A 24,855-nucleotide genomic window follows, 5' to 3' on the forward strand; every position below is an offset into this window, starting at 1 on the left:
TCTATCGGTTGGTGCCATCGCCCGGGGGCGGCGACGGTTGTTGCTGCTGTTGCTGCAGCTGGCGGCGACGGGCCTGGATGCGTTCGCGGATGGCCTGCATCTGCGCTTCACTGGGACCGTTGCTGTTGTTGTTGGCAGGCGGCGCGGCGGCGGCCGACGGCGCACTGCCGGTCGCTGCGGCCTGCACGGTGGCCGCCGCCGGCGGCGGTGGCGCCGGCGGGCCAGCCGCGGGTGGCGGCACGATGATCGCCCCCGCTGGCGGCGCACCATTGGCGCCACGCAGCACGGTCGGTGGCTCACCGCCCTGCCCGTTGAACACCGCCAGTTCCAGCACCTGGCTGCCGCCGGGGCCGATCACCGTAGCCTGGCGCGGTTGCAGTGCCACCAGCTGCCAGCCATCCACCGCCTCACCATTGAGGCGCAGGCGCAACGAGCGGCTCTGTTCGGTGGTGAAGGTGGCCATGCCGAAATCACCGGTGAGCAGCACGCCGGTCAAGCGCAGCGCGGCACTGGCGGCCGGTTCGCTTCCGCCCAGCAGGTACGGTCGCGGCTTGCGGTCTTCGGCGAACAGCGGGCGTTCGCCGATCGCGCTGTAACTGTCGGCGCTGGCCATGCGTTCGGCCGCCAGCGCTGGCAGGGTCGGCAACGCGGGGACCGCATCGGCATCAGCGCCGGCAGCGGGCAACTGGCTACCGAGGCCAAAGCCGGTCGCCAGCCAGACGGCGGCGGCCCAGCCGGCCAGGGCCAACAGGAAGCCGGTGCGCAGGCTGATCTGCTCAAGTTTCATCGGCCACCTCCTGTCCCTCACCGGACCCGGATGCGGCCGGTGCCGGTGCCGGTGCCGGTGCCGGTGCCGGTGCCGCCGGCGGAGGCTGCGGCGCGGATCCCGGCTCGGCCACCGATGCCGGCGCGGTGGCATCGGTCGCCGCGCCCGGCAGCAGGTAACCGGCCAGTTCGAACGACACATCCAGCCCCAGGCCGGATTCATTCGGTGACTGTTGGAAACGCTGCGCGATCAGGTTGAGGTTGTCGACGAACAAGCGCGGGCTGCCGGTTTCCAGGCTGTACAGCACCGTGGCCAGTTCGGCGACGCCGCAGCGCAGGCGCACCTGCATGGCCACGCGCACGAACTCGGCGTCGCGACGGTTGTCGGTCAGCGGCGTGCGGTTGCTGATGGTGCAGCTGCGATTGCCCGGGCTGGCCATCGCCACCGCATCCTGCAGTTTTGCGCCCAGCGCCGCGGCGGCGGCTTCGGCGGTGGCTTCATGCAGGAAGCCCGGCCGCTGCTGCAATGCTTCGCGGGTAGCGCGCAGGCGCTGCTCGATCTGCGGCTGCTGCTGCAGCTGGGCCTGCACGCGCGCCTGGCGTTCGCGCAGCGCCGCAACGTCGGCATCGATCTCGCGCAGCGGCTGGGTGAACCAGGGATGCACCAGCAGCAGGTAGCCCAGGCCCAGCACTGCCAGCAGCAGTGCCAGTGCCAGCCAGCGGTCACGGCGTGCGCTTGGCATCGGCATCGGCCGCCTCCCGGGTCGGGGCCGCTGCCGGCAACGGCTGCAGCTCGGCGCTCAGGGTAAAGCGGTCGCGGCCACTGGCCGCGCCGTCGGCCTGCAGCACGCCGGTCAGGTTGACCTTGCGCCACTGCGGCGCGTCCTGCAGCAGCTGCACCAGCTGCGAAGCCTCACGGCTGAGCCCGATCAGCTGCAGGTTGTTGTTCTCGATGGCCAGCTTTTCCAGATAGGTGCCCTCCGGCAGCCGCCGGGTCAGTTCCGTCCAGATCTCCACCGTACCGGCGCGCTGGCTGCGCTGCTTTTCCAGGAATGCGGCGCCGTCGATCATGGCCTGCAGCTGCGCACGTTCACTGGCCACGCTACGCGCACTGCGCGCGCTACGCTCGACCTGGGTGCGCAGTTCATCGGCGGCGGCGCGGCGGTTGTCGAGCAGCTGGAGGCCCGCCAGCACCAGCATCACCACTGCGGCCACCGCCAGCAGCAGGTTCCAGCGCCGCATCGGGTCGGCCCGCAGCTGCCGCTGCGCCGGCGGCAGCAGGTTCACCTGCAGCGTATTGCCCTGCGCATCGATGGCGTCGACACCGGCCAGCGCGTCGGCCCATTGGCCCACCGTCGCGCGCCAGGCCTCGAGCTGGCGCAGCGGCCACGCCACCAGTTCGACCTGCAGCTGGCCTTCGGCGGCGCCGCCGAGTTCACGCACGTCATAGCTGACCTGGCTGGATTCAAACGGTGTCTGCCGGTCGATCTCGAAACCGACCACCGCACGCAGGCGGTCGGCCGCCGCCGCTGGCAGCCGCAGCTGGCGACGCAGCACATCCTTGGCCGGCAGCAGCCACACCCGCGGCAGGCTGCGCAGGCGCGCTTCCAGGACCCGGTCCAGTTCGGCCGGCGACAGCGGCCACGGCAGCCGCGCCACCGCTTCGCGGCGCTCACCGGACTCGCGCCAGACCTGCAGCTGTTCGCCTTCGCGCTGCAGCAGCAGGCGCGCCTGCGCCCAGCCCAGCGCCCACTGCCAGCGGACCGGCACCCACGCCAGCAGCGATTGCCGCCACCAGCGCAGGAAGCGACCGGCACTGGGGCCGATCCGGCCCTGCACCTGCCGCAGACTGTCCTGCCAAGCCGTCATCTTGCCGTCATTCCCTGCTCCCAGCGAAGCACTGTGTAGGACCGCCCGGGAACCCCGCCCGAGCCATTGCGTACCACTGCCTGCAGCACCGACCTGCGTCCACTGCCGTCGGTGACACCGGACTCGATACTATAGGTGCCACTGCTGCTGGCAAGGGTTGACGCACCGGCAGCGGAATCGGCGTCACGCTCCTGCTGGGCGCGCTGGGCCAGCACGGTGTCGGCGTCGAGCCCGAGTGCGGTCAGCACCACGGCGCTGGCGAACTGCGGGTCGGGCCGCGCCTGGCGGCTGTACAGGGTCAGGTGCGGGAGCATGGCCTGGTACAGCGGGCCACGCATGCCGAGCACCCGCTGCAGCTCGCCCAGGGTCTCGAAACGCTTGTTGCGCGGGCCATACGGCAGCCCTGCCGCCGCGTAGTCGGGGGCCTCTGCACCGCCCCCGGGCTGCAGCAGGCTGTCCTCGTCCCGCCAGTCGACAATCGCCCCGGCCAGCTGCCGTGCTGCCCCCTCGTCTTCGCCCAGCGCCTTGAGGAAGGCGGTCAACAGGGCGACGTCGGCCAGGTTCAGGTTGATCTTGCCGTTCTCGTCCAGCACCTTGATCTCGATGCTGGCGCCATCGAACTGCCAGCGATAGATGCGGCCATCGGCCCGCCACGGTGCCCGCTGCGGATCGGCGGACAGACGCATCAGCGCATATTCCAGGCCGGCACGTGCCCGCTCCTGGCCACGTGCATCGTCATCCAGCACCCGCTGCTGCAGGTGCTCGACCCGCGCGCTCAGCGCGAACGCTCCAACCAGCGCGGTCATCAGCGCGATCAGCCACAGCACCAGCACCAGCGCGGCGCCCCGCGACCGGCTCATCGTGCACCTCCGCTGCCGCCTGCGCGCGGCGCGACCACCAGTGCCGGCCACGCTGCGCCCTTGGCCGGCACGATGCGTATTTCCACCAGCATCGGCAGGCGCCGGGTGTCGTCCCAGCGTGGCATCCAGTCCGTCATCTGGCCGCTGCTGGCATCGATGCCGCGATACCGCAGCTGCACCGACTTCAGGTTCTCCACCAGCACCTCCGGCGGGCGCGGTGGATTCTCGGCGATCCGCTCGCCTTCCTGCAGCAGCACCAGGTCCAGCAGCAGGCGTTGCTGGCCGCTGCGGCCGTCCACCTGCAGCGCGTGCAGGTAGGCGCCGCCCCGGCCGAGATAGCCCGGCAGATCGGCGGCAAACAGCATGCGCTGCTCTTCGCCCTGGAAGAACACCGGCTCGCGGGTCGGGTCAGGCACTTCCAGCGGCGTGCGCAGTGCAGCAGCCAGTTGACGCCGCAGCAACGCCTCGACCGCGCGCATGCGCTCGCTTTCCGCGGCAATCTGCTCGCCACGCTGACTCACCGCCATCGCCGAGCGCACACTGGCAAACGCCAGCGCCAGGCCACCGGCCAGCAGCACGGTGGCCAGCATCACTTCAACCAGGGTGAACCCGGCAGCGCGGCGCGGGGTCATCGTGCGCTCTCCAGGTCCGGCGGCAACAGGCGCAGGCTGCGCCAGCGCAGCTGCTCGCGTTCACTGTCGCCCCAGCGCACCTGCAGCTGCAGCTCGGCCAGCCAGGGCGTGCCCGGTGAGGGTGCCTGCGCCTGCGCCGCGTTGCCGGCACGCGGTTCCACCCACGGTTGCACCTGCAGTTCCCAGTGGTAGCGCCCCTGTTCCCAGTCGCCCTGCTGGCTGCCGATCTGCAATGGCGAGGCGACACCGGCCTCGGCCAGCAACGACTGCGCATGCAGCACCGCACGCGTGCGTACTTCAGCCTCGCGCACCTGCCTGGCCCCGCCGGACAGGCTGCCCAGCAGCAGGGTCAACGCCAGGCCCAGGAGTGCGAAGGCGATGATCACTTCCAGCAGGGTGAAGCCACGCGCACGCCGCCTCATTGCGCCCGCCAGGGGCCGGAGCGGACCTCGCCGGTCAGCCAGCCGACATCGATGCGCCATTCGGCGCCGTCGCGCTGCAGGCGGATGCGGCCACCACTGGACCCGCCATCCGGATGGAACTCGATCACACCCTGTCCCGGCGCAGTGGCCAGCTGTGCGGCGCCTTCGAACTGCACCTGCAACTGCGCCGGCAGCTCGCCCTGGCGCTGGTTCGCACCTTCCCAGTGGCGGCGCGCCGGTTCGATCACGAAGCGCTGCGGCTCGCCACGGGCAATGGCCTGCGCACGCACCATGCGCAACTGGTTGGCGATGTCCTTGCCGGCACTGCGCAGCTGCATGCCGGCGAATCCTCGTGACAGGCCCGCTGCCGTAATCAGGCCGATCGCGGCAATCAGCGCGATCACCAGCAGCATTTCCAGCAGCGACAAGCCCGCTGCGCGCCTGCCGTGCAGGTGCGGGCGGGGCAGCCGGCGCGGCAGGAAATGCGTCATGCGGGATTACGGCTGGTAACGGATGTCAGCGTCGACACTGCTGCCGCCGGCCTTGCCATCCTTGCCCAGGCTGATCAGTTCGTACGGCTGCCCTTCGCCCGGTGCGCGGTACTCCAGCGCATGGCCCCACGGGTCGTTCAGGTCGGCCGGCTTCGCGTACGGGCCCAGCCAGCCACCGACACCGGCCGGGGCGGCCACCAGATCGTTGAGCGAGCCCGGCAGCTTGCCGGTGTCGATCTGGTAGTTGTCGATCTTGGAAGCGACGGTCTGCACCTGGGCCTTGGCGATATTGGCCTTGCCGCGGTCGGCGCCGCCCAGCACGCGGCTGGCGACCAGGGTCAGCACCGCACCGATCAGCACGATGACGATGATGATCTCCAGCAGGCTCATGCCGGACTGGTTGCGTGCAGCGGTGAAGGAAAGGCGGATCGGTCGACGGGAAGCAATCATGGTCGGTCCTTTCAGTTGCGGAGTGTCGAGGTTGCGTAGGGAACCATCATCAACCGATGGCATTGGTCAGGTCATACAACGGCACCAGCACGGCAATGATCACCGCGCCCACCACCGAGGCCAGCACCAGGGTGATCGCCGGCACCATCGCGGCCAGCAGGCGGTCGATGCGCCGGGCGCTGTCCTGTTCAAACGTGTCGGCGGCCTTCAGCAGCATGGTATCGAGCGCACCGGATTCCTCGCCGACCTGGATCATCTGCAGGGCCAGGCGCGGGAAGCGCTTGCCGCGTGACAGCGCCAGCGACAGGCCGGCACCGTTCTTCACCTCATCGGCCGCCGCTTCCACATCGGCGGCCAGCGCGCGGTTGCCCAGCACGTTGCGGGCGATCCCCAGCGCACCGAGCAGCGGCACGCCATTGCGCAGCAATGTGCCCAGCGTGCGCGCAAGCCGCGCGGTTTCCAGTTCGCCCAGCAGGCGCCCGATGCCACGCCGCTGCAGCAGCCATCCATCCAGCGCAAGCCGGAACGCAGGTTGCCGCGCCTTGCGCTCGAAGAACAGCGCCAGCAGCGCCGGCACCACCAGCAGCAGGAGCCACCAGTCACGCACGAACAGGCCCAGCTGCAGCACTACGTTGGTGAACCACGGCAATGCCACGTCCAGGCTCTCGTACATCTGTGCGAACTGCGGCACCACGTAACCGAGCAGGAACAGCAGCGCGCCGCCCACCACCACCAGCAGGATCGCCGGGTAGACCAGTGCGTTGATCACCTTGCCCTGCAGTGCGCGGCTGCGCTCCAGGTAGTCGGCCAGGCGCTGCAGGGTCTCGTGCAGGCTGCCACCGGCCTCGCCGGCACGCACCATGTTCACGTACAGCCGGGAAAACAGGCCATGCTGGCGTTCCAGCGCGGTCGACAGCGGCGCGCCGCCCCGCACCACATCGCGGATGTCGGTGATCGCGCGGCGCGAGCGCTCGTCTTCCGGCAGGCCCAGCAGGATCGACAGTGCGCGGTCCAGCGGTTGGCCGGCCCCGAGCAGAGTCGCCAGCTGCTGGGTGAACTGCAGCAGCGCGGCGCCCTGCAGCGGGCGCTGGCGCAGCAGGTTGCGCCAGCTGCTGCCACCGATCGAACCGCCATCGGCCAGCTGCGTCTCCATCGGCAGGTGGCCCTGGTCCTGCAGGCGCGCGATCAGTTCGGCCTCACTGGCCGCTTCCATCTGCCCGTCGAAGACCTCGCCATGTGGATTGAGGGCCTTGTAGCGGTAGTTCGGCATGTCAGCCCCGGCGTCCCGCGCGCATCAGTTTTCCTCGGTCACGCGCAGCACTTCCTCGAGGGTGGTCTGCCCGCTCAGCGCCTTGGCCAGGCCATCCTCGTACATGGTGCGCATGCCGGCTTCGCGCGCGATGCGTTCGATCTCGCCCATGCCATCGCGGCGCATCACCGCACGGCGCAGCGCATCGTTCATCACCAGGAATTCCATGATGGTGGTGCGCCCCAGGTAACCGGTCGGCGCCAGCGCCGAGGGCTTCGGGCGATACAGGTGGATCGTCCCCTGCGGTTGCAGGCGGCGCAGCTCGAAGCGCTCGATCTCTTCCGGCGAGGCCGGGTAGCGCTCGGCGTGGGTCGGCTCCAGCCGCCGCACCAGGCGCTGGGCGAGAATGCCGTTGATGGTCGAGGTGAGCAGGTAGTCCTCCACGCCCATGTCGAGCAGGCGGGTGATGCCGCCGGCCGCATTGTTGGTATGCAGGGTGGACAGCACCAGGTGGCCGGTCAGCGCCGACTGGATCGCGATGCGCGCGGTTTCCAGGTCGCGCATTTCACCGATCATGATGATGTCCGGGTCCTGGCGCACGATGCTGCGCAGGGCGTTGGCGAAGTCCAGCCCGATCTGCGGCTTGGCCTGGATCTGGTTGATGCCCTCGATCTGGTACTCGACCGGGTCTTCGACCGTGATGATCTTGACGTCGGCGGTGTTGAGCTGGCTCAGCGCGGTATACAGCGTGGTGGTCTTGCCCGAGCCGGTCGGGCCGGTCACCAGCAGGATGCCGTGCGGCTGCTCCAGCACCTTGCGGAACTGCGGCAGGAACGCGTCGGTGAAACCCAGCCGGTGGAAATCGAACACCACCGTTTCGCGGTCGAGCAGGCGCATCACCACGCTCTCGCCGTGCGCGGTGGGCACGGTGCTCACGCGCAGGTCCAGCTCCTTGCCCTGCACGCGCAGCATGATGCGGCCGTCCTGCGGCAGGCGGCGTTCGGCGATGTTGAGCCGGGCCATGATCTTGATGCGGCTGATCACCGCGGCAGTGAGGTTGGCCGGCGGGCTCTCGCCTTCCACCAGCACGCCATCGACGCGATAGCGCACCTTCAGCCGGCTCTCGAACGGTTCGACATGGATGTCCGAGGCGCGCAGTTCCACGGCACGCTGGATCACCAGGTTGACCAGGCGGATCACCGGCGCTTCCGAGGCGAGGTCGCGCAGGTGCTCGATGTCATCGACCGCGCCGCCTTCGCCGTCGGCGGTCTCGACGATTGCGCCCATCGCGCTGCGGCCCTGGCCGAACCAGCGTTCGACCAGGTCATCGATTTCCGCGCGCATGCCCAGCACCGGCGTCACCGGCACGCCCAGCGCCAGCTGCACGGCCTGCTGCGGGTAGGGATCATGGGCATCGGCCAGCCACAGCCGTACGCCCTGTTCATCCAGCGCCAGCGGGCATACGTGGAACTGCTTGAGGAAGCGCAGCGATAGCGGCAGGCCCTCGGCCAGGCCCTGCGGCGGGGCCTCCGGCAACTGCTTGCCTTCCAGCAGCGGCAGTCCCAGCACGTCGGCACTGGCCTGCGCCTGGTCACGTTCGGAGACCAGCCCCAGCCTGACCAGCAGGCCGAGCAGGCTGCCGCCGGCCTCCGCGTGCAGTGGCCGCGCCCGTGCAAGATCTCCTTCCTTGAGCCGGCCACGCGCAAGCAACGCATCCAGGATGCGTCCTTCGACGTCGTCGGCAGCGGGTGCAGCAAGCGCGTTCACGTAGCTCTCCTGTCGATCGGCCCGACTTTAGCAGTTAAGCCGTGAGTTCCGCCGCCCCGCTGACCGCTTTGGTAAAAAGACGAAGCCCGTCACATGCAGCTGACGGGCTTCGTCCATTCAACTACGACACTGAGCGCTTACTGCGTGGCGAGAATGCTCACGCCGCTGTAAGCCGCTTCACCGACCACCTTGATGTAGTAGGTGCCGGCCGTGGCAGCGGTCACGCGCACCGTTTCCGAGGTGCCCGGGCGGGTCGAGCGCGCATCGTTGTCGGTGGCGCTCGGCTCGCGGCCCTTGGCCAGGTAGACCGAGACGTTGCCGGTGCCGCCATAGGTGATGACGCTGAGCTGCTTGCCCGCCGCGGCTTCGAAGCTGTACAGCACGCTGCTGCCGGCGGCACCGCTGAGGCCACCGATGGCCACCTTGTTGGTCAACGGCTTGGCCACCGGCCCGCAGTTCTCGGTGCACGGTGCTTCCAGCGCCTTGTCCAGCGCGGCCTTGGCGTCGACGATGCCGGTGCCGATCGGGGTCGCGGACGGGATGCTGACCGGGAACGGACGCGCCGTTTCCTTCAGCAGCGTGCGCATGCCGGCCGGCGCCAGCGGATCGCGGTTGGCGGCAATCAGCGCGCTCTGCACCAGCGCCGCGACTGCGGCCACATGCGGCGCCGCCATCGAGGTGCCGGCCTTGCCCCCCAGGGTGTAGCCCTCGGTGGAACCGGCCGCCGGCGGCGAGGTCTTGCTGCTCGACACCGCCTGCCAGACATAGCCGTTCGGGTTGCCGTCGGTCACGCCGCCGCCCGGGCCGGACAGATCGATGCGGGTACCGAAGTTGGAGTAGTAGGCCATCGCACCGGTAATGCCGGTCGCGCCGACCGAGACCACGCCATCGCAGTTCGCCGGACGGGCATTGGCGACATTCATCGAGTCGTTGCCCGCGGCCACCACGACCAGGGTGCCACGGTTGGTGGCGCCGGTGATGGCGGCCTGGTAGGCCGGATCACAGCTGCCGGAACCGCCCAGGCTCATGTTGATGATCTCGGCCGGGTTCTGGTTGGCCGGAATGCCGGCCACGGTGCCACCCGAGGCCCAGGTGATCGCATCGGTGATGTCCGACAGGGTGCCGCCGCAATAGCCCAGCACGCGTACCGGCAGCACCTTGGCCTTGTAGGCCAGGCCGGCGGTGTGCAGGCCATTGTTGGTGGCCTCGGCGATGGTGCCGGTCACGTGGGTGCCGTGCCAGCTGCTGTCACGCACCGGCGAGCCGTCATAACAGGCATTGGCAGTGGGCATCCAGTCGCCGTAGTCGAGTGCACCCGGCACGCGGCCATCGGCAGGACGACGCGAGCGGCTGGCCTGGCTGATGAAGTCGTAGCCTTCCAGCAGCGTGCCCGCGGCGAAATCGGGGTGTTCGGGCAGGATGCCGGTGTCGATCACCGCGACCACGATGCCTTCGCCCTGCGAGACATCCCACGCCGCCGGCGCGTTGACGCCACCCACCGGGTTGTGGAAGTGCCAGTTATGGCTCTGGTAGTACGGATCGTTGGGTACGAAGTTCGGCGACGCGTCGGCCTTCGGCGCAGCCTCCAGCCGCGAGCTGGAACCGGCATCGATCGGGTACATGATGGCGTCGGCCACCGCGTATTCCACGGTCGGGTCGGCCTTCAACTCGACCAGCACCTTGTCCAGGTCCGCACGCGCGATCCCGCCCTGCAGGCGGATCAGGTCGGCACCGATGCCGAGCTTGCGCGCCACCTGCGGACGCAGCGCAGCGCTGCGGGCAGCGGCATTGGCGCCTCCCACGGAGGCGCGCGAGAGCGCGGAGTTGACCACGGCCAGCTTGGCCGTTGCGTCGGCGGCAGCAGCGCTGCCTGCGCGGTACTTCACGATGATGCCATCGACCTGTTGCGTCTTCGGGCCGGACAACGGCGCACTTACCTTCAGGTCGGCGGCCTGTGCCAGGCCAACACCGGTCAGCGACAGCACGGCGGCTGCCAACACGTTGATGCGAAGGTTCTGCTTCTTGATCACGTCGAATTCCTCTTCTGGGTCATGGATCGAACCAACACTGCGGCCATCATTCCTTGACGACTCCCGGCCGGCCCAGCCGGGATTGCCGTGACCTCCCCCCAGGCCCTCGTTGCAGGTGCTGCGCCGGCGTGGGTGGCCGCCGGCGCGATGGAGTGGCTTACCAGCCGAAGCCGGCACCGACGCCGACCGAGCTGTCGTCGCTGCTGAAGGCACCGCCGAAGGTCACCGTGGCGCGATCGCTGATCGCACGCTGGTAACCCAGCGACAACGCCGATTCGCCGCCCTGGAAACCAATGCCGACGCCGACCCGGTTCTGGGTGCGGATGCCGGCGGCACTGGTGGCCATGTTGAGCATCGCGGCGCTCATCGCACCCTGGCGGTCGATGCGGCGATCCATGTGGCGCAGGCGTCCGTCGATCTCGCCCTTGAACACATCGAAGCTGTCGGCGACGGCCTGGACGCGGCTGTCGGTATAGCTGTTGGCGGTGGCCATGCCGCGGTCGAGCTGGCCCTTGTTGACCGCATCGGTAGCGTTGGTGCCGGCGGCGACGTTGGCGACCTGGCGCTCATTGCCCTCACTGCCGACCGAGATCGTATTGGCCCGGTCGGCAACCGAGCCCTGGCCCAGGGCAATGGCATTGCTGGCGGTTGCGGTCGCGCCCTGGCCGATGGCAGTGGACGATGCACCGCTGGCGATTGCGCCATCACCCACCGTGACCGAGTTGGCACCGCTTCCCGGTGTGCCCACCGGAATGCCGGCCCCCGCCGCGGCAGCCGTTGGCGTGCCCTGCACGCGTGCGCTGCTGGCCGGCGCCGCATCGGCCACTGCCGGTGCCTCGGCAACACTGGCCAACGGGCTTTCATCCAGCGCTGCACTCATCGCGCGCAGGCTGGCGGTGCCGCTGCGGCTGCCACTGGCGGTGCGGCGGTCGATCTCGCTGACCTTGCGGTCCAGTGCACCCAGCGCATCGCCGACGTTGCTGTAGGTGGCGCCCTGGATCACGTAGTTCGGCGCCACGAACACGCCCTGCATGCCGACGCTGGCACCACCACCGAGGAAGCTGGCGGCGTCGCTGAGCGACTGGAACAGCTGGCCACCATTGATCGCCTGGCGGCTGCCGGCGGCGATGCTGCCGGCACCGACGTTGTCGATCGTGGTGCCCTGGAAGCCGGACAGGGTCAGGCGATCGCGGCTGGCATCGTCGTAGCCGACCGCGCTGGCGGCCGTGGTTTCCACCGTGGCGATGCGCGAATCGAAATCGCCGACGCGGGTTTCCACCGCCCCCACGCGCTGGTTGGTGACATTGAGCTGCGAACCGGTGACGGCATCGCTGCTGCCGGCGCCGATACGGCCGTCGGCCACATTGACGATCCGGCGCGTGGCCGGGCCGTCGCTGCCATTGCCACCACCGACCGACACCACGTTGGCATCGAGGGCGCGCGATCCTGCGCCGAGCGCGACCGAGTTGGCTCCGGAGGCACCGGCACTGTTGCCGATCGCCACCGCACCGTTGCCGATCGCCACCGCGTTGGCGCCCAACGCGTTGCTGCGCGCGCCGCTGGCGCTGGCGGCCGAGCCGAACGCGGCGGCATCACTGCCACTGGCACTGGCGGTGCCGTTGCCACTGGCCTTGAGGTAGCGCGCGGTGCCATCGGCGGTCGCGGCAACCGCGTCCAGCTGGCCGCGGTTGACCGCATCGGTACGCTCGGTACCGGCGGCGACACGGGTGATCTGGCGATCACTGGTGCTGCTGCCCACCGACACGGTGTTGGCACGATCCGCCACCGAACCCGCGCCGAGTGCCACGCTGCCGGCAGCGCTGGCGGTGGCACTGGCACCCACCGCCGTTGCATTGGCACCGGTGGCCTTGCTGCCGTAGCCGGCGGCAGTGCCAAGGCGACCGCTGGCGTCTGTGTAGCTGCCCAGCGCCGAGGCGCCATCGGCAGACGCACTGGCGCGGAAGCCACTGGCCTGCGACTGGGCGCCGCTGGCGGTGGCCTGTGCGCCACTGGCGGTGCTGTAGGCGCCCTTGGCCTGGGCCCCGGCGCCGGTCGCGCTGGCGCTGGTGGCACTGGCGCTGGCTCCGCTGCCCAGGGCGATGCTGTCGACACCGCTGGCCTGCGCGGCATTGCCCAGCGCGGCGGCATTGCTGCCGGTGGCCAGTGCATCGAAGCCGACCGCCGTGGCATTGGCCGCCATCGCATTGGCACCGCTGCCAAGCGCGGTGGCGCCGGCACCGATGGCATTGGCCGCATTGCCGGCGGCCAGCGCGTTGTCACCGTCAACCAGTGCACCCGCCTCGCCATCGGCATTGCCGCTGGCCTGGAACTGGCGACCGGTCTTGTCGGCGACGCTGGCCACCGCATCCAGCTGGCCCTTGTTCACCGCATCGGTGGCTTCGGTGCCGGCTGCGACGTGGGTGACCTGGCGTTCGCCACCGGCCTTGCCGACCGCTACCGTGTTGTCGCGGTCGGCCTTGGAACCGGCACCGAGCGCGACGCTGTTGCTGCCGTTCGCCGTTGCGTTCGCACCCAGGGCGGTTGCGTTGGTGCCGGCCGACCAGGCATTCCAACCGATCGCAGTGGCGTAGTCCTCGGTGGCCCATGCACCGGCACCGAACGCCGCCGCACCGGTGCCACTGGCACGCGACGGAATCAGGCCGAAGTAGGTGCTACCACCGATCGCCACGCTCTCGGCGCCGCTGGCCTCGCTCGACTGGCCGACCGCAACCGCGCCGCTGCCGGCAGCGGCCGCGCCGAAGCCCACCGCCGTGGTGTTGGCACCGCTCGCCGCCGAGCCGTAGCCGAGTGCGGTGCCGAGGCGGCCGCTGGCTTCGGCATAGCCGCCAACGGCGGTGGTGCCATCCGCGGAGGCCGCACTGCGGAAGCCACTGGCCAGGGCCTGGGTACCGCTGGCGTTGGCCTCGGTGCCGGTGGCCGTGCTGTACGCGCCGCTGGCCTGGGCACGCGCACCGAGCGCGCTTGTACCCAGCTCGCTGGCGCTGGCGCCGCTGCCGAGGGCCACGCTGTCGTCGCCGGTGGCCTGTGCCGTGCTGCCGAGTGCAGCCGCATTGTTGCCGGTGGCCAGCGCATCGATACCCACCGCCGTGGCGCTGGCGGCCAGTGCATTGGCGCCACTGCCGAGTGCGGTGGCACCGTTGCCGATCGCGTTGGCAGCATCGCCCGCCGCCAATGCGTTGTCGCCCTCGACCAGGGCACCGGTTTCACCATCGGCGTTGCCACTGGCCTGGAACTGCCTGCTGGTCTTCGCTGCCACCGCGGCCACGGCATCGAGCTGGTTGCGGTTGACCGCATCGGTGCCCTGGGTGCCGTCGGCAACGTTGGTGATCTGGCGGGTATTGCCACCGCCGCCCACCGAAACCGTGTTGTCACGGTCGGCGATCGAGTCCGCACCCAGCGCCACGCTGTTGGCGGCGCGCGATTCGGCCGCGTTGCCCAGCGCAGTGCTGTTGATGCCGCCCGACCAGGCGCCACCACCGACCGCAGTGGAGTAGTTGCCCGAGGCTTCGGTGGCCAGCGTGCCGAACAGCGAACCGCCGATGGCGACGCTGTTGGTGCCGGTGGCCAGGCTGCCCTGGCCGGTAGCGGTGCTGTAAGCCCCCGAGGCTTCCGAGTCACCCCCCAGTGCCACGCTGTTGGATCCGGAAGCCTTGGCGAAATTGCCGAACGCGGTGGCATTGAAGGCCGAGGCCTGTGCATAGCCACCGATCGCCGTGCTGTAGCCACCGGTAGCCTCGGCACCGATACCGAACGCGGCCGACGCCGTACCGCTGGCCACGCTCTCGCTGCCGACGGCGGTGGCGGCACTGCCGCTGGCGTTGCTGAAATAGCCCACTGCCACGGCTTCTTCGCCAGACGCTTCAGACAGCGCGCCACTGGCAGTGCTGCCGGCGCCGCTGGCGATGCTGGCCGCGCCGAAGGCTGCACTCTGTTCGCCGCTGGCCTCGCTCTCGGTACCATGCGCGGTGGCGTATTCACCGAGGGCCTGTGCATTCGCACCCACCGCGCTGGCATTGGCGGCGGTGGCCAGTGCATTGAAGCCCAGCGCCTGGGCGTTGCCGGCCAGCGCATTGGCACCACTGCCAAGCGCGGTGGCGCCATTGCCGATGGCGTTGGCGGCATCACCGGCGGCGAGGGCGTTGTCACCCTCCACCAGTGCACCGGCCACATCCTCGCCATTGCCGCTGGCCTGGAAGAAGCGGCTGGTGGTCGCTGCGGTGGTCGCCACCGCATCCAGCTGCGCCTTGTTCACCGCGTCGGTGGCCTGGGTGCCGGCAGCGACGCTGGTGATCTGCCGCTCGTTGCCCGCGCTGCCGACCGACACCGTGCGTGCACGGTTGGCAACCGAACCGGCGCCCAGCGCGACGGCGTTGCTGGCACTGGCATTGCTGCCCGCACCAAGCGCGATCGCGCTCTCTCCGCCTGCCACCGTATTGGTGCCGATGGCGATGCTGTTGAGGCTGTTGCCCAGCGCCTGGAAGCCGAGTGCCACGCTGTTGTCGCCATAACCGAAGGCACCACGGCCCACTGCAGTGGCGCTGGCACCATTGGCCCAGCTGTTGTAGCCGATGGAGGTGGCACCGCTGCCACTGGCCCAGGCGGCGTTGCCGAAGGCCGATGCATTGGTGGCGGTGGCCCATGCGCCGGAACCGAACGCGCTGGCACCACTGGCCGTGGCCCAGCTGTAGCCACCGACGGCGGTGCTGTCATCGCTGCTGGCAAATGCACTGTCGCCCACCGCGACCGCATAGCTGCCGGTTGCGCGCGACTTGCCACCCGCAGCGAAGCTGTTGTCGCCACTGGCCCTGGCGGCAGTGCCGAAGGCACTGCTGGCGGCACCGCTGGCCTGCGCGCCGCTGCCGACCGCGGTGGCATCGGCGGTGGCGGTGGTGCCGACCTGCTGTACCTTGCCATCGGCGCCGATGATCGGCTGGTTGAACTCATCGTAGGCCTGGCCCAGGCCACCGATGGCAACGCCTCCGTTGCCGGTGGCCGTGCTGTTGCGGCCGACGGCGACGCTGTCATCGCCGATCGCCGATGCCGCCGCGCCATGCGCAACGGCGCCGGCACCGATCGCATTGCTCGACGAGCCGATCGCGATGGCGCCCTCGCCTTCGGCCAGCGCGCCGGCATCGCTGCCAGCTTCCGGCTGCGCCTGGAAGAAGCGCGCGGTGGCGTCGGCGGTGCCGGCCACCGCATCCAGCTGGGCCTTGTTCACCGCGTCGGTGGCTTCACTGCCGGCAGCAACGCTGGTGATCTGCCGCTCGTTGCCAGCGCTGCCGACCGCCACGCTGTTGGCGCGCACCGCCTCGGAGTTGGCACCGAGCGCAACACTGTTGGCACCCCGCGCCGTGGCGTAGTAGCCCACGGCGGTGCTCTGCGCGCCGCTGGCCCAGCTTTGCGCACCCAATGCACTGGCGTTCTCACCCGGTGCGTAGGCGAAGTAGCCGACCGCGCTGGCTTCGGTGCCGGACGCTTCGCTCAGGCTGCCGTTGGCTACGCTGCGGTCGCCACTGGCGATGGCACCGGCGCCGACCGCAGTCGCGGCTTCGCCGCTGGCCTGGGTCTGCACGAAGAAGCCCAGCCCCGGAATCAGGTCGGCCGGGCCACCAATGGCGACGCTGCTGGTGCCGGTGGCATTGCTCTGCGTGCCCAGTGCGGTGGAGTAGTCACCGATGGCATTGGAGACTGCACCGAAGGCAGACGCCTGCGCGCCGGACGCATAGGCGCCCACGCCGTAGGACGATGCCGCAAAGCCGCTGGCATCGGCACTGGCGCCGACCGCGGTGCCGCCGACACCGGCACTGGTCGCGCCGGTTTCCACCGGCACGCCGCCACTGGTGATCAACGGATTGCCGTTGGCGTCCACCGCAGCACCGCCCACGGCGACGCTGCCAGGGCCGTTGGCCTGCGCGTTGTTGCCGAATGCCGCACTGTTCTGGCCCGAGGCCAGCGCGTTGTTGCCGACTGCGGTGGCGTTCTGCGCGACGGCGGTAGCGCCGGCGCCGACCGCCGTTGCGCCCTTGCCGATCGCATTGGCGGCCTCGCCGGCGGCCAGCGCGTCATCGCCCTCGGCCAGTGCACCGGCATCGCTGTTGCTGCTGCCGGTGGCCTGGAAGCGCTTGGCGGTGGCATCGGCCACTGCGGCTACCCCCTTCAACTGGCCCACGTTGACCGCATCGGTGTCTTCGCTACCGGCAGCCACGCTGGTGATCTGCCGGGTGAGGCCGTATTCGGCGGCACCCACGGACACGGTATCGACACGGTCGGCCAGCGAGCCGGCACCGAGTGCCACGCTGCCGGTCGCGACCGCTGCCGCGTTCGATCCCAGTGCGGTGCTGTACTCGCCGACCGCCGTACTGAATGCACCGACCGCGATCGAGGCTTCATTGGCAGCGGTGGCGCCGCGCCCCAGCGCCGTGCTGCCCGGTCCCGCCGCCACGGCACCACCGCCGACCGCGGTGGCACCATCAGCGCTGGCTTCGGACAGCGCGCCAAGTGCCGTCGCCGCCCCGTTTTCGCTGGCGGCATAGGCACTGGCACCGACGGCGGTGTCACCGAGGCCGAAGGCGGCGGCACTCTGCCCGACCACCACGCTGGCGTCGCCGATCGCCAGGGCGCCCTGGCCGAAGGCGCTGGCGCCGATGCCGGCGGCGATGGCCTGGGTCCCGATGGCCGTGGTGGCGTTGGCCAGCGATTGCGCACCGGCGCCGGCTGCCAATGCGCCCTGTCCGTCGGTCTTCGCTGCGTCGCTGTCGTTGCCGCTGCCATCGGCCTTGAAGTAGCGCTGGCCATCGGCCGCGACGTCGGCCAGCGCGGCCTGGGTGGCGCGCGCCTGCGCGTCGAGCTGCGCCTTGTTCACCGCGTCGGTGGCCTGGGTGCCGGCGGCGACGTGGGTGATCTGCCGTTCCTTGCCGGTATCACCGACCGACACGGTGTTGGCCCGGGTGGCCTTGGAACCGGCACCGAGTGCCACGCTGTTGGCGGCGCTGGCGCTGCTGTTGCTGCCGATCGCCACCGCGTTGCTGCCCTTGGCCGTGGCCGTGCCTTCGACCAGGCATTTCTCGAGCAGCTTGCCGCTGAGCACCAGGCAGTTGGCGCTGCCGCCGATCTGCACCGACTGTGCGGCGGCGGTGCCGCTCATGCCCAATCCCACTACCAGGCCCAGTGCCACCGCCAGCAGTGCGGGCGTGGCCTGCGTCGCATCGCGGCGCTGGTCGACCACCGCGCCACTGCTGCTGTCGGAGGAGGCCAGTTCCGAGGCCACCACCAACTGACCCAATGCTTTGTTCCAGACCTTGCGATAAATCCGATTCATCGGTACGGCTCCTGATTGGACTGGTTTTGGGCAAAGCAACGCCACCGCTGGGCTTTCCGGCCCAACGTCCCCTGGGGGCGTTTATTCGCGTGATTTACTGCGGGGTATTGCCGAACGGCGCGCAGCGACAGAAAACCGAGCGCGTGCGCCAACCGGTTACTGCGAAATGAATGATTCTGAAACGGGGTTCAAGTGTTAACGGCAACTTTCCAAATCGTCAAGACTTTGACACGACAAATCCTATTGCCGTGAAGCAGTTCACTATTTCACCTGTTTATAAAGCGATTTTGTTAGGCACGCGTGACGATCCGTTGTCGCCTGAAAATCCATGTAACTAGCGGGCAGGACAGGAGTTTCACCCGTGCAAAGAAAAAACCCGCCGGTCAACGGCGGGTTTTTCCATACGCGATGGCATTGAAGCCTGCGCGATCCGATGCGATCAGCCGCACCATACCCGCGCGTTGCGGAACATGCGCATCCACGGCGAATCACCCTGCCACTCGGCCGGTGCCCAGCTCAGGTTGAGCGCGCGCGGCGTGCGTTCCGGGTGCGGCATCATGATGGTGACGCGGCCGTCGCTGCTGGTCAGGCCGGTGATGCCGTCCGGCGAACCGTTCGGATTCAGCGGGTACTGGCTGGCAACGTTGCCATGGCCATCGATGTAACGCAGCGAGACGCGCGCGGCGGCCTGGTCGACGGCATTGTCGAACACGGCCTGGCCTTCGCCATGTGCCACCGCCACCTGCAGGCGCGATCCGGCCATGCCACGCAGCAGGATCGACGGCGATTCCACCACTTCCAGCAGCGCGGTGCGGGCTTCGAACTGCTCGCTGGCGTTGCGGCGGAACTGCGGCCAGTGCTCGGCACCGGGAATGATGCCCTTCAGCTGGCTCATCATCTGGCAGCCGTTGCACACGCCCAGCGCAAAGCTGTCTTCGCGCGCGAAGAACGCGGCGAAGGCATCGCGCAGCGCGTTGCGCTCCAGGATCGAGGTCGCCCAGCCGCGGCCGGCACCGAGGACGTCGCCGTAGCTGAAGCCGCCGCAGGCGACCAGGCCGGTGAAGTCCTGCAGGGCCACGCGGCCTTCGATCAGGTCGCTCATGTGCACGTCGAATGCACGGAAGCCGGCGCGCTCGAACGCGTTGGCCATTTCAATCTGGCCGTTGACGCCCTGCTCGCGCAGCACCGCCACGCGCGGGCGCGCGCCGCTGCTGATGAACGGTGCAGCCACGTCCTCGTTGAGGTCGAAGCTGAGCTTCGGCTTCAGGCCCGGGGCGTTGAAGGCACGGGCAACCTCGCGCTCGGCATCGGCATTGGCCGGGTTGTCGCGGCGCTTCTGCATTGCATGGGTAACCGACCACCAGGCGTCGAACAGCGCTTCCCAGCGCCACTCGGCCAGGTTCTCGCCGCCCAGCGACACGCGCACCACCGGGGCGGTGGTCGGCTTGGCGATGCGCTGCGCGCATTCGGTCAGCGCATGGCGCTCGACCAGGTCGGCGAACGCGGCACGGTCTTCACGTGCGATCTGCACCACGGCACCCAGTTCTTCGTTGAACAGGCTGCGGAACGGATCATCGCCCCATGCATCGAGGGTGATATCCAGGCCCAGGCGCGAGGTGAAGGCCATTTCGCACAATGCAGCGAACGCACCACCGTCGCTGCGGTCGTGGTACGCCAGCAGCAGACCGGCCTGGCGCGCGTCGCGGATCAGTTCGAAGAAGCCACGCAGGCGCTGCGGATCATCCAGGTCCGGGGCCGCGCCGGCGAAGGCCGGCAGGTCGCCGTGGTCGGCATGCACCTGGGCCAGGATCGAACCGCCCAGGCGCTGCTTGCCGGCGCCCAGGCCGATCAGCCACAGCTCGCTTTCCACGTCGCGGTCGAGCAGCGGGGTCAGCTGCTGGCGCACGTCGGCAACCGGCGCGAAGGCGGAGATCACCAGCGATACCGGCGACACGCTCTTGTGCGCTTCACCCTGGTCGTGCCATTGCGCCTGCATCGACAGCGAGTCCTTGCCCACCGGGATGCTGATGTCCAGCTGCGGGCACAGTTCCATGCCCACCGCCTTCACCGCGTCATACAGCAGGGCGTCTTCGCCGGGGTGGCCGGCAGCGGCCATCCAGTTCGCCGACAGCTTGATCTCATCCAATGCATCAACCGGCGCCGCACACAGGTTGGTCAATGCCTCGCCGACCGCCATGCGTGCCGAGGCAGCGGCATCGAGCAGCGCCAGCGGGGTGCGCTCGCCGATCGACATCGCTTCACCGGCAACGCCATCGAAGTCGGCCAGGGTGATCGCCACATCGGCCACCGGCAGCTGCCACGGGCCGACCATCTGTTCGCGGGCGGTCAGGCCACCCACGCTGCGGTCACCGATGGTGACCAGGAAGTTCTTCGAGGCCACGGTCGGATGCGCAAGCACGCGCAGGCCGGCGTCCTGCAGGTCCAGGCCGCCGGTCTTCAGCGCCGGCCAGCGCGGTGCCGGCGGATGCGCGGTGTCGCGGTGCATCTTCGGCGGCTTGCCGAACAGCACGTCCATCGGCAGGTCGATCGGTGCCTCGGCCGGGGTGTGGCCCGGCACCGCACCGTAGGCCACCACCAGGTGCTCCTCGGCCGTGGCCACGCCGACCGCGGCGAACGGGCAGCGCTCGCGGGCGCACAGCGCAGCGAACTCGGCCAGGCGCTCCTGGGCCACGCCGAGCACATAGCGCTCCTGCGACTCGTTGCACCACAGCTGCATCGGCGACAGCGACGGATCATCGGTGGGCACCTTGCCCAGGTCGATGACGCCGCCGACCTTGGAGTCGTGCAGCAGCTCGGGGATGGCGTTGGACAGGCCACCGGCGCCGACGTCGTGGAAGAACTTGATCGGGTTGCCGGCGCCCATCGCCACGCAGCGGTCGATGACCTCCTGGCAGCGACGTTCCATTTCCGGGTTGTCGCGCTGCACGCTGGCGAAGTCCAGGTCCTCGGCACTCTCACCGGAGGCCACCGAACTGGCGGCACCACCGCCGAGCCCGATCAGCATCGCCGGACCACCGAGCACGATGACCGCATCGCCGGCCTGCAGCGGAATCTTGTCGACCTGCACGCGGTCGATGGCACCGAGGCCACCGGCCAGCATGATCGGCTTGTCGTACGCGCGCACCAGATCGGCACCTTCCGGCAGCTCGAAGCTGCGGAAATAACCCAGCAGGTTCGGGCGGCCGAACTCGTTGTTGAACGCGGCGCCGCCGAGCGGGCCGTCGGTCATGATTTCCAGCGCCGGTGCCATGCGCGGGTTCAGCGCGCGCGGCGCCTCCCACGGCTGCGGCAGCTCGGGGATGCGCAGGTGCGAGACCGAGAAGCCGGTCAGGCCGGCCTTGGGCTTGCCACCGCGGCCGGTCGCGCCTTCATCGCGGATTTCGCCGCCGGCGCCGGTCGAAGCGCCCGGGAACGGCGCGATCGCGGTCGGATGATTGTGCGTTTCAACCTTGATCTGGAACGCGCTGGGCACCTGCGGTTCGCGGCGGTATTCGCCGCTGGCCGGGTCCGGGCGGTAGCGCGAGGCCGGATGGCCTTCGATCACCGCTGCGTTGTCGCTGTACGCGCTGAGCGTGTGCTGCGGCGTCTGCTGGTGGGTGTTCTTGATCATCCGGAACAGCGAGCGGTCCTGCTCCTGCCCGTCGATGGTCCAGCTGGCGTTGAAGATCTTGTGCCGGCAGTGCTCGGAATTGGCCTGCGCGAACATCATCAGTTCAACATCGGAGGGCGAGCGGCCCAGCGCGGTGAAGCGTTCGCGCAGGTAGTCGATCTCGTCCTGGGCCATGGCCAGGCCGAGGCGCTGGTTGGCGGCCTCCAGCTGGTCCACCGGCACGCGTTCCAGTTCGCCACGGGCCGGCGCCGAGAACAACGCCTGGCCCTGTTCCACGGTCTCCAGCACCGATTGCGTCATCGGGTCATGCAGTGCCTTGACCAGCGCCTGCTGGGCCTCGGCGTCGGCCGGCCAGCCCTGCACATCGATGCGCAGGCCACGCTCGACCCGGCTCACCGGCTGGCCGGCACCGCGGACCAGTTCGGTGGCCTTGCTCGACCACGGCGACAGCGTGCCCAGGCGCGGCACCACGATGCGGCTGACCGCGCCTTCGGCAACGGCCTCGGCCTGCGGCGCGGCTTCGAGGATCCGGCACAGGGTGGTGAGGTCGGGAGCGGCGGCACCTTCGGGCTGCACGAAGTAGACGTGCCAGGCACCACTGATGCGCAGGGAGGGAGCGATGGACTGCAGGCGGGATTCAAGACGTTCGCGGCGGAACGGCGACAGGGCGGGCGCGCCCTCGAGGACCATCATGTCCGGGGAACCGTAGTTGGGAAACGGGCCCGACATTGTACCGGAAGCGGGGGATGGGCTTTGGCCGGGCGGCGCCCGGCACCCGCCGAAGCCAGGGCAACAGCAACAGCAACTGCCAAAGCAAGCGGGGTTCCCGTGGGATGGCGGGGGTGTCCGCGGCATGGATGCCGCGGCCAAGCCCCCAAGGACGGGTTTACGGCGTCCCCCGCGATGCCCACCCGCCCGGCCAACCCCATGAAATCGCACTGCGACCCGCCATGAGGGGGCTCCGCCGATGGCCGCCGGCCGCGCGCAGCGCCGCTCTCCCCCCGGATCCCCGAACCATGCGCTTGCTCACGGATTGACCACGCGTTTGATGACAACGTTGTCCCCACCTGGTGCCGGACTCTCTCCCCGGCCTCCCAGGTACCCCGTCCGCCCCCTCCGTCGTCTTCCCGGGCGACGCCCGGACCTGCGTCACGCGCGGCGCCATCGGGGCCCGCGCGCCCTTTGATCGGAGACTTACCCATGTACGACCCGATTGTGCGCAGTGCCGAACGTTCGACCCGAAGCTGTCGTCCCCGCCGCCTGGCCTGGCTGCTCGCCCTGGCCGCCGGTGCTGCCGCCCTGCCCGGCCTGGCGCAGGCCGCCAGCTGTGCCGGGGTGGCCCAGTGGGACCAGGCCAAGATCTACCGGGCCGGCGATACCCTGCAGAAAGGAGGCGTCCTCTATCGGGCGAACCAGGACATCTGGAACGCGCCGCCGGACCATCCGGCCGGTGCGCCCTACTACACCAACCTTGGCGCCTGCGATGGCAGTGGCGCCAACCAGCCGCCGGTGGTCAGCCTGACCTCGCCGGCCAACGGTGCCACCTTCAGCGCCGGCAGCACGATCAACGTGACCGCCACCGCCAGTGATCCGGATGGCAGCGTCGCCAAGGTCGAGTTCTTCCGCGATGGCAGCACGCTCGGCGTGGCCACCAGTGCGCCCTACGCGGCCAGCTGGGCCAATGCCAGCGCCGGCAGCCACACCCTGCGCGCGGTGGCCACCGACAACAACAACGCCACCACCAGCACGCCGACCATCACCATCACCGTCAACGCCGCCGGTGGCGATACCACCGCACCGAGCGTGCCCGGTGGTCTGGCGGTCGGTACCCGTACCGCCAGCAGCATCGCGCTCAGCTGGAGCCCGTCCACCGACAACGCCGGTGGCAGCGGCATGGCCGGCTATGACGTGTACCGCAACGGCAGCCTGGTCGGTTCGCCGTCCAGCGCCAGCTACGTCGATGGCGGGCTGACCGCCTCCACCACCTACCGCTACCGCGTGCGTGCCCGCGACAACGCCGGCAACGCCTCGGCACAGGGCACCGAGATCAGCGCCACCACGCTGGCCGGTGACGGCGGCACCACCGGCAAGCGGGTCATCGGCTACTTCACCCAGTGGGGCATCTACGGCCGCAACTACCGGGTCAAGAACATCGACAGCAGTGGCTCGGCGGCACGCCTGACCCACATCAACTATGCGTTCGGCAACGTGCGCAACAACCGCTGCGAAGTGGGCATCACCCAGCCGTCGGATCCGAACAGCGGTGCCGGTGGCGATGCCTTCGCCGATTACACCAAGGCCTTCAGCGCCGCCGAGAGCGTCAGCGGCAGCGCCGATACCTGGGACCAGCCGCTGCGCGGCAACTGGAACCAGCTCAAGCAGCTCAAGGCCAAGTACCCCGGCATGAAGGTGCTGATCTCGCTGGGCGGCTGGACCTGGTCACGTGGTTTCTCCAGCGCGGCGCGCCCGGAAAACCGCCAGGCCTTCGTCGCCTCGTGCATCGACGCCTACATCAAGGGCAACCTGCCGGTAACCGATGGTGCCGGTGGCGCCGGTGCCGCACTGGGCGTGTTCGACGGCATCGACATCGACTGGGAGTACCCGGTGGCCTGCGGCATCGAATGCGGCAAGCCGGAGGACAACGCCAACTTCACCGCGCTGATGGCCGAGTTCCGCCGCCAGCTCGATGCGGTGCGTCCGGGCCTGCTGCTGACGGTGGCGGTGGGTGCCGGCATCGACAAGATCCGCGTCACCGATCCGGCCGCGTACCACCCGTACCTGGACTACATCAACGTGATGACCTACGACTTCCACGGCGCGTGGGATGCGAAGACCAATCACCAGTCGGCGCTGTTCGATTCGCCGAATGATCCGTCCACCGGCGACCAGAAGCTCTACAACAGCAACGATGCCATCGAGGCCTTCATCAGCCGTGGCGTGCCTGCAGCCAAGCTCAACCTGGGCATCGGCTACTACGGCCGCGGCTGGACCGGTGTGGCCAACGCCAACAACGGCCTGTACCAGACCGCGACCGGCGCCGCCCCGGGCACCTACGAGGCCGGCATCGAAGACTGGAAGGTGCTGAAGAACCTGGCGTGGCCGGGCTACACCGACAACACCGCCGGTGCCACCTGGATCTACAACGGCAGCACGCTGTGGAGCTTCGACACCCCGGCCAACATCACCCGCAAGATGGGCTACGTGAAGACCCAGGGCCTGGGCGGTGCGTTCGTCTGGGAGTTCAGTGGTGACGATGCGCAGGGCACGCTGACCAAGGCGGTCAGTGATGGCCTGAAATAAAACAAAAGCCGGGGGCGCGATACGCGCCCCCGGCCTCAAACCTGTAGAGC

14 protein-coding genes are annotated in these 24,855 nt (G+C 69.4%); 1 reads left to right on the top strand and 13 read right to left on the bottom strand.

From position 1 onward, the window contains the following. Nucleotide 1: 1 nt before the first annotated feature. From Q0P60_RS04770 to purL, 13 genes are all read right to left on the bottom strand, one after another. Nucleotides 2-787 (bottom strand): general secretion pathway protein GspN, encoded by a 786-nt coding sequence (locus Q0P60_RS04770; protein WP_294988982.1) that lies wholly within the window; start codon nt 785-787, stop codon nt 2-4. Further along, a complete protein-coding gene (gspM, locus tag Q0P60_RS04775; RefSeq protein ID WP_294988986.1) occupies nt 777-1,514 on the bottom strand; it encodes a type II secretion system protein GspM in 738 nt (245 codons plus the stop codon). The genes Q0P60_RS04770 and gspM overlap by 11 nt, the downstream gene beginning before the upstream one ends. Further along, the gene (locus Q0P60_RS04780; RefSeq protein WP_294988989.1) at nt 1,489-2,634 is read right to left on the bottom strand and encodes a PilN domain-containing protein; all 1,146 of its coding nucleotides are present in this window, start codon (nt 2,632-2,634) and stop codon (nt 1,489-1,491) included. The genes gspM and Q0P60_RS04780 overlap by 26 nt, the downstream gene beginning before the upstream one ends. Further along, complete coding sequence (locus Q0P60_RS04785; RefSeq protein WP_294988990.1) at nt 2,631-3,494, bottom strand: general secretion pathway protein GspK; 864 nt, start codon at nt 3,492-3,494, stop codon at nt 2,631-2,633. Before Q0P60_RS04785 ends, Q0P60_RS04780 begins: the two co-directional genes overlap by 4 nt. Continuing rightward, nucleotides 3,491-4,126 carry a type II secretion system protein J gene (locus Q0P60_RS04790; RefSeq protein ID WP_294988993.1) on the bottom strand — a complete coding sequence of 212 codons (636 nt, stop codon included), beginning with the start codon at nt 4,124-4,126 and terminating at the stop codon, nt 3,491-3,493. The genes Q0P60_RS04785 and Q0P60_RS04790 overlap by 4 nt, the downstream gene beginning before the upstream one ends. Beyond that, nucleotides 4,123-4,548 (bottom strand): prepilin-type N-terminal cleavage/methylation domain-containing protein, encoded by a 426-nt coding sequence (locus Q0P60_RS04795; RefSeq protein WP_294988997.1) that lies wholly within the window; start codon nt 4,546-4,548, stop codon nt 4,123-4,125. The genes Q0P60_RS04790 and Q0P60_RS04795 overlap by 4 nt, the downstream gene beginning before the upstream one ends. Beyond that, nucleotides 4,545-5,039 (bottom strand): GspH/FimT family pseudopilin, encoded by a 495-nt coding sequence (locus Q0P60_RS04800; protein WP_294989000.1) that lies wholly within the window; start codon nt 5,037-5,039, stop codon nt 4,545-4,547. The genes Q0P60_RS04795 and Q0P60_RS04800 overlap by 4 nt, the downstream gene beginning before the upstream one ends. Before the next feature lie 6 nt (nt 5,040-5,045). After that, complete coding sequence (gspG, locus tag Q0P60_RS04805; protein ID WP_294989003.1) at nt 5,046-5,489, bottom strand: type II secretion system major pseudopilin GspG; 444 nt, start codon at nt 5,487-5,489, stop codon at nt 5,046-5,048. 49 nt (nt 5,490-5,538) lie between these two features. Beyond that, a complete protein-coding gene (locus tag Q0P60_RS04810) occupies nt 5,539-6,759 on the bottom strand; it encodes a type II secretion system F family protein (RefSeq protein ID WP_294989006.1) in 1,221 nt (406 codons plus the stop codon). A gap of 24 nt (nt 6,760-6,783) precedes the next feature. Beyond that, nucleotides 6,784-8,505, bottom strand: a complete 1,722-nt coding sequence (gspE, locus tag Q0P60_RS04815; RefSeq protein WP_294989009.1) for a type II secretion system ATPase GspE — start codon at nt 8,503-8,505, stop codon at nt 6,784-6,786. Between the two features lie 137 nt (nt 8,506-8,642). Next, nucleotides 8,643-10,535, bottom strand: a complete 1,893-nt coding sequence (locus tag Q0P60_RS04820) for a S8 family serine peptidase (protein ID WP_294989012.1) — start codon at nt 10,533-10,535, stop codon at nt 8,643-8,645. Nucleotides 10,536-10,692: 157 nt separating this feature from the next. After that, complete coding sequence (locus tag Q0P60_RS04825) at nt 10,693-17,874, bottom strand: ESPR-type extended signal peptide-containing protein (protein ID WP_294989015.1); 7,182 nt, start codon at nt 17,872-17,874, stop codon at nt 10,693-10,695. A gap of 439 nt (nt 17,875-18,313) precedes the next feature. Then, on the bottom strand, nt 18,314-22,198 hold the full coding sequence (gene purL / locus Q0P60_RS04830) for a phosphoribosylformylglycinamidine synthase (protein ID WP_294989017.1): 3,885 nt from the start codon (nt 22,196-22,198) through the stop codon (nt 18,314-18,316). Between the two features lie 507 nt (nt 22,199-22,705). On the opposite strand from purL, the gene Q0P60_RS04835 reads away from it, so the two are divergent. Then, complete coding sequence (locus Q0P60_RS04835) at nt 22,706-24,805, top strand: glycosyl hydrolase family 18 protein (protein ID WP_294989020.1); 2,100 nt, start codon at nt 22,706-22,708, stop codon at nt 24,803-24,805. The last annotated feature ends 50 nt before the right edge of the window (nt 24,806-24,855 follow it).

The organism is uncultured Stenotrophomonas sp. (genome assembly GCF_945952405.1).
Classification (GTDB): domain Bacteria; phylum Pseudomonadota; class Gammaproteobacteria; order Xanthomonadales; family Xanthomonadaceae; genus Stenotrophomonas.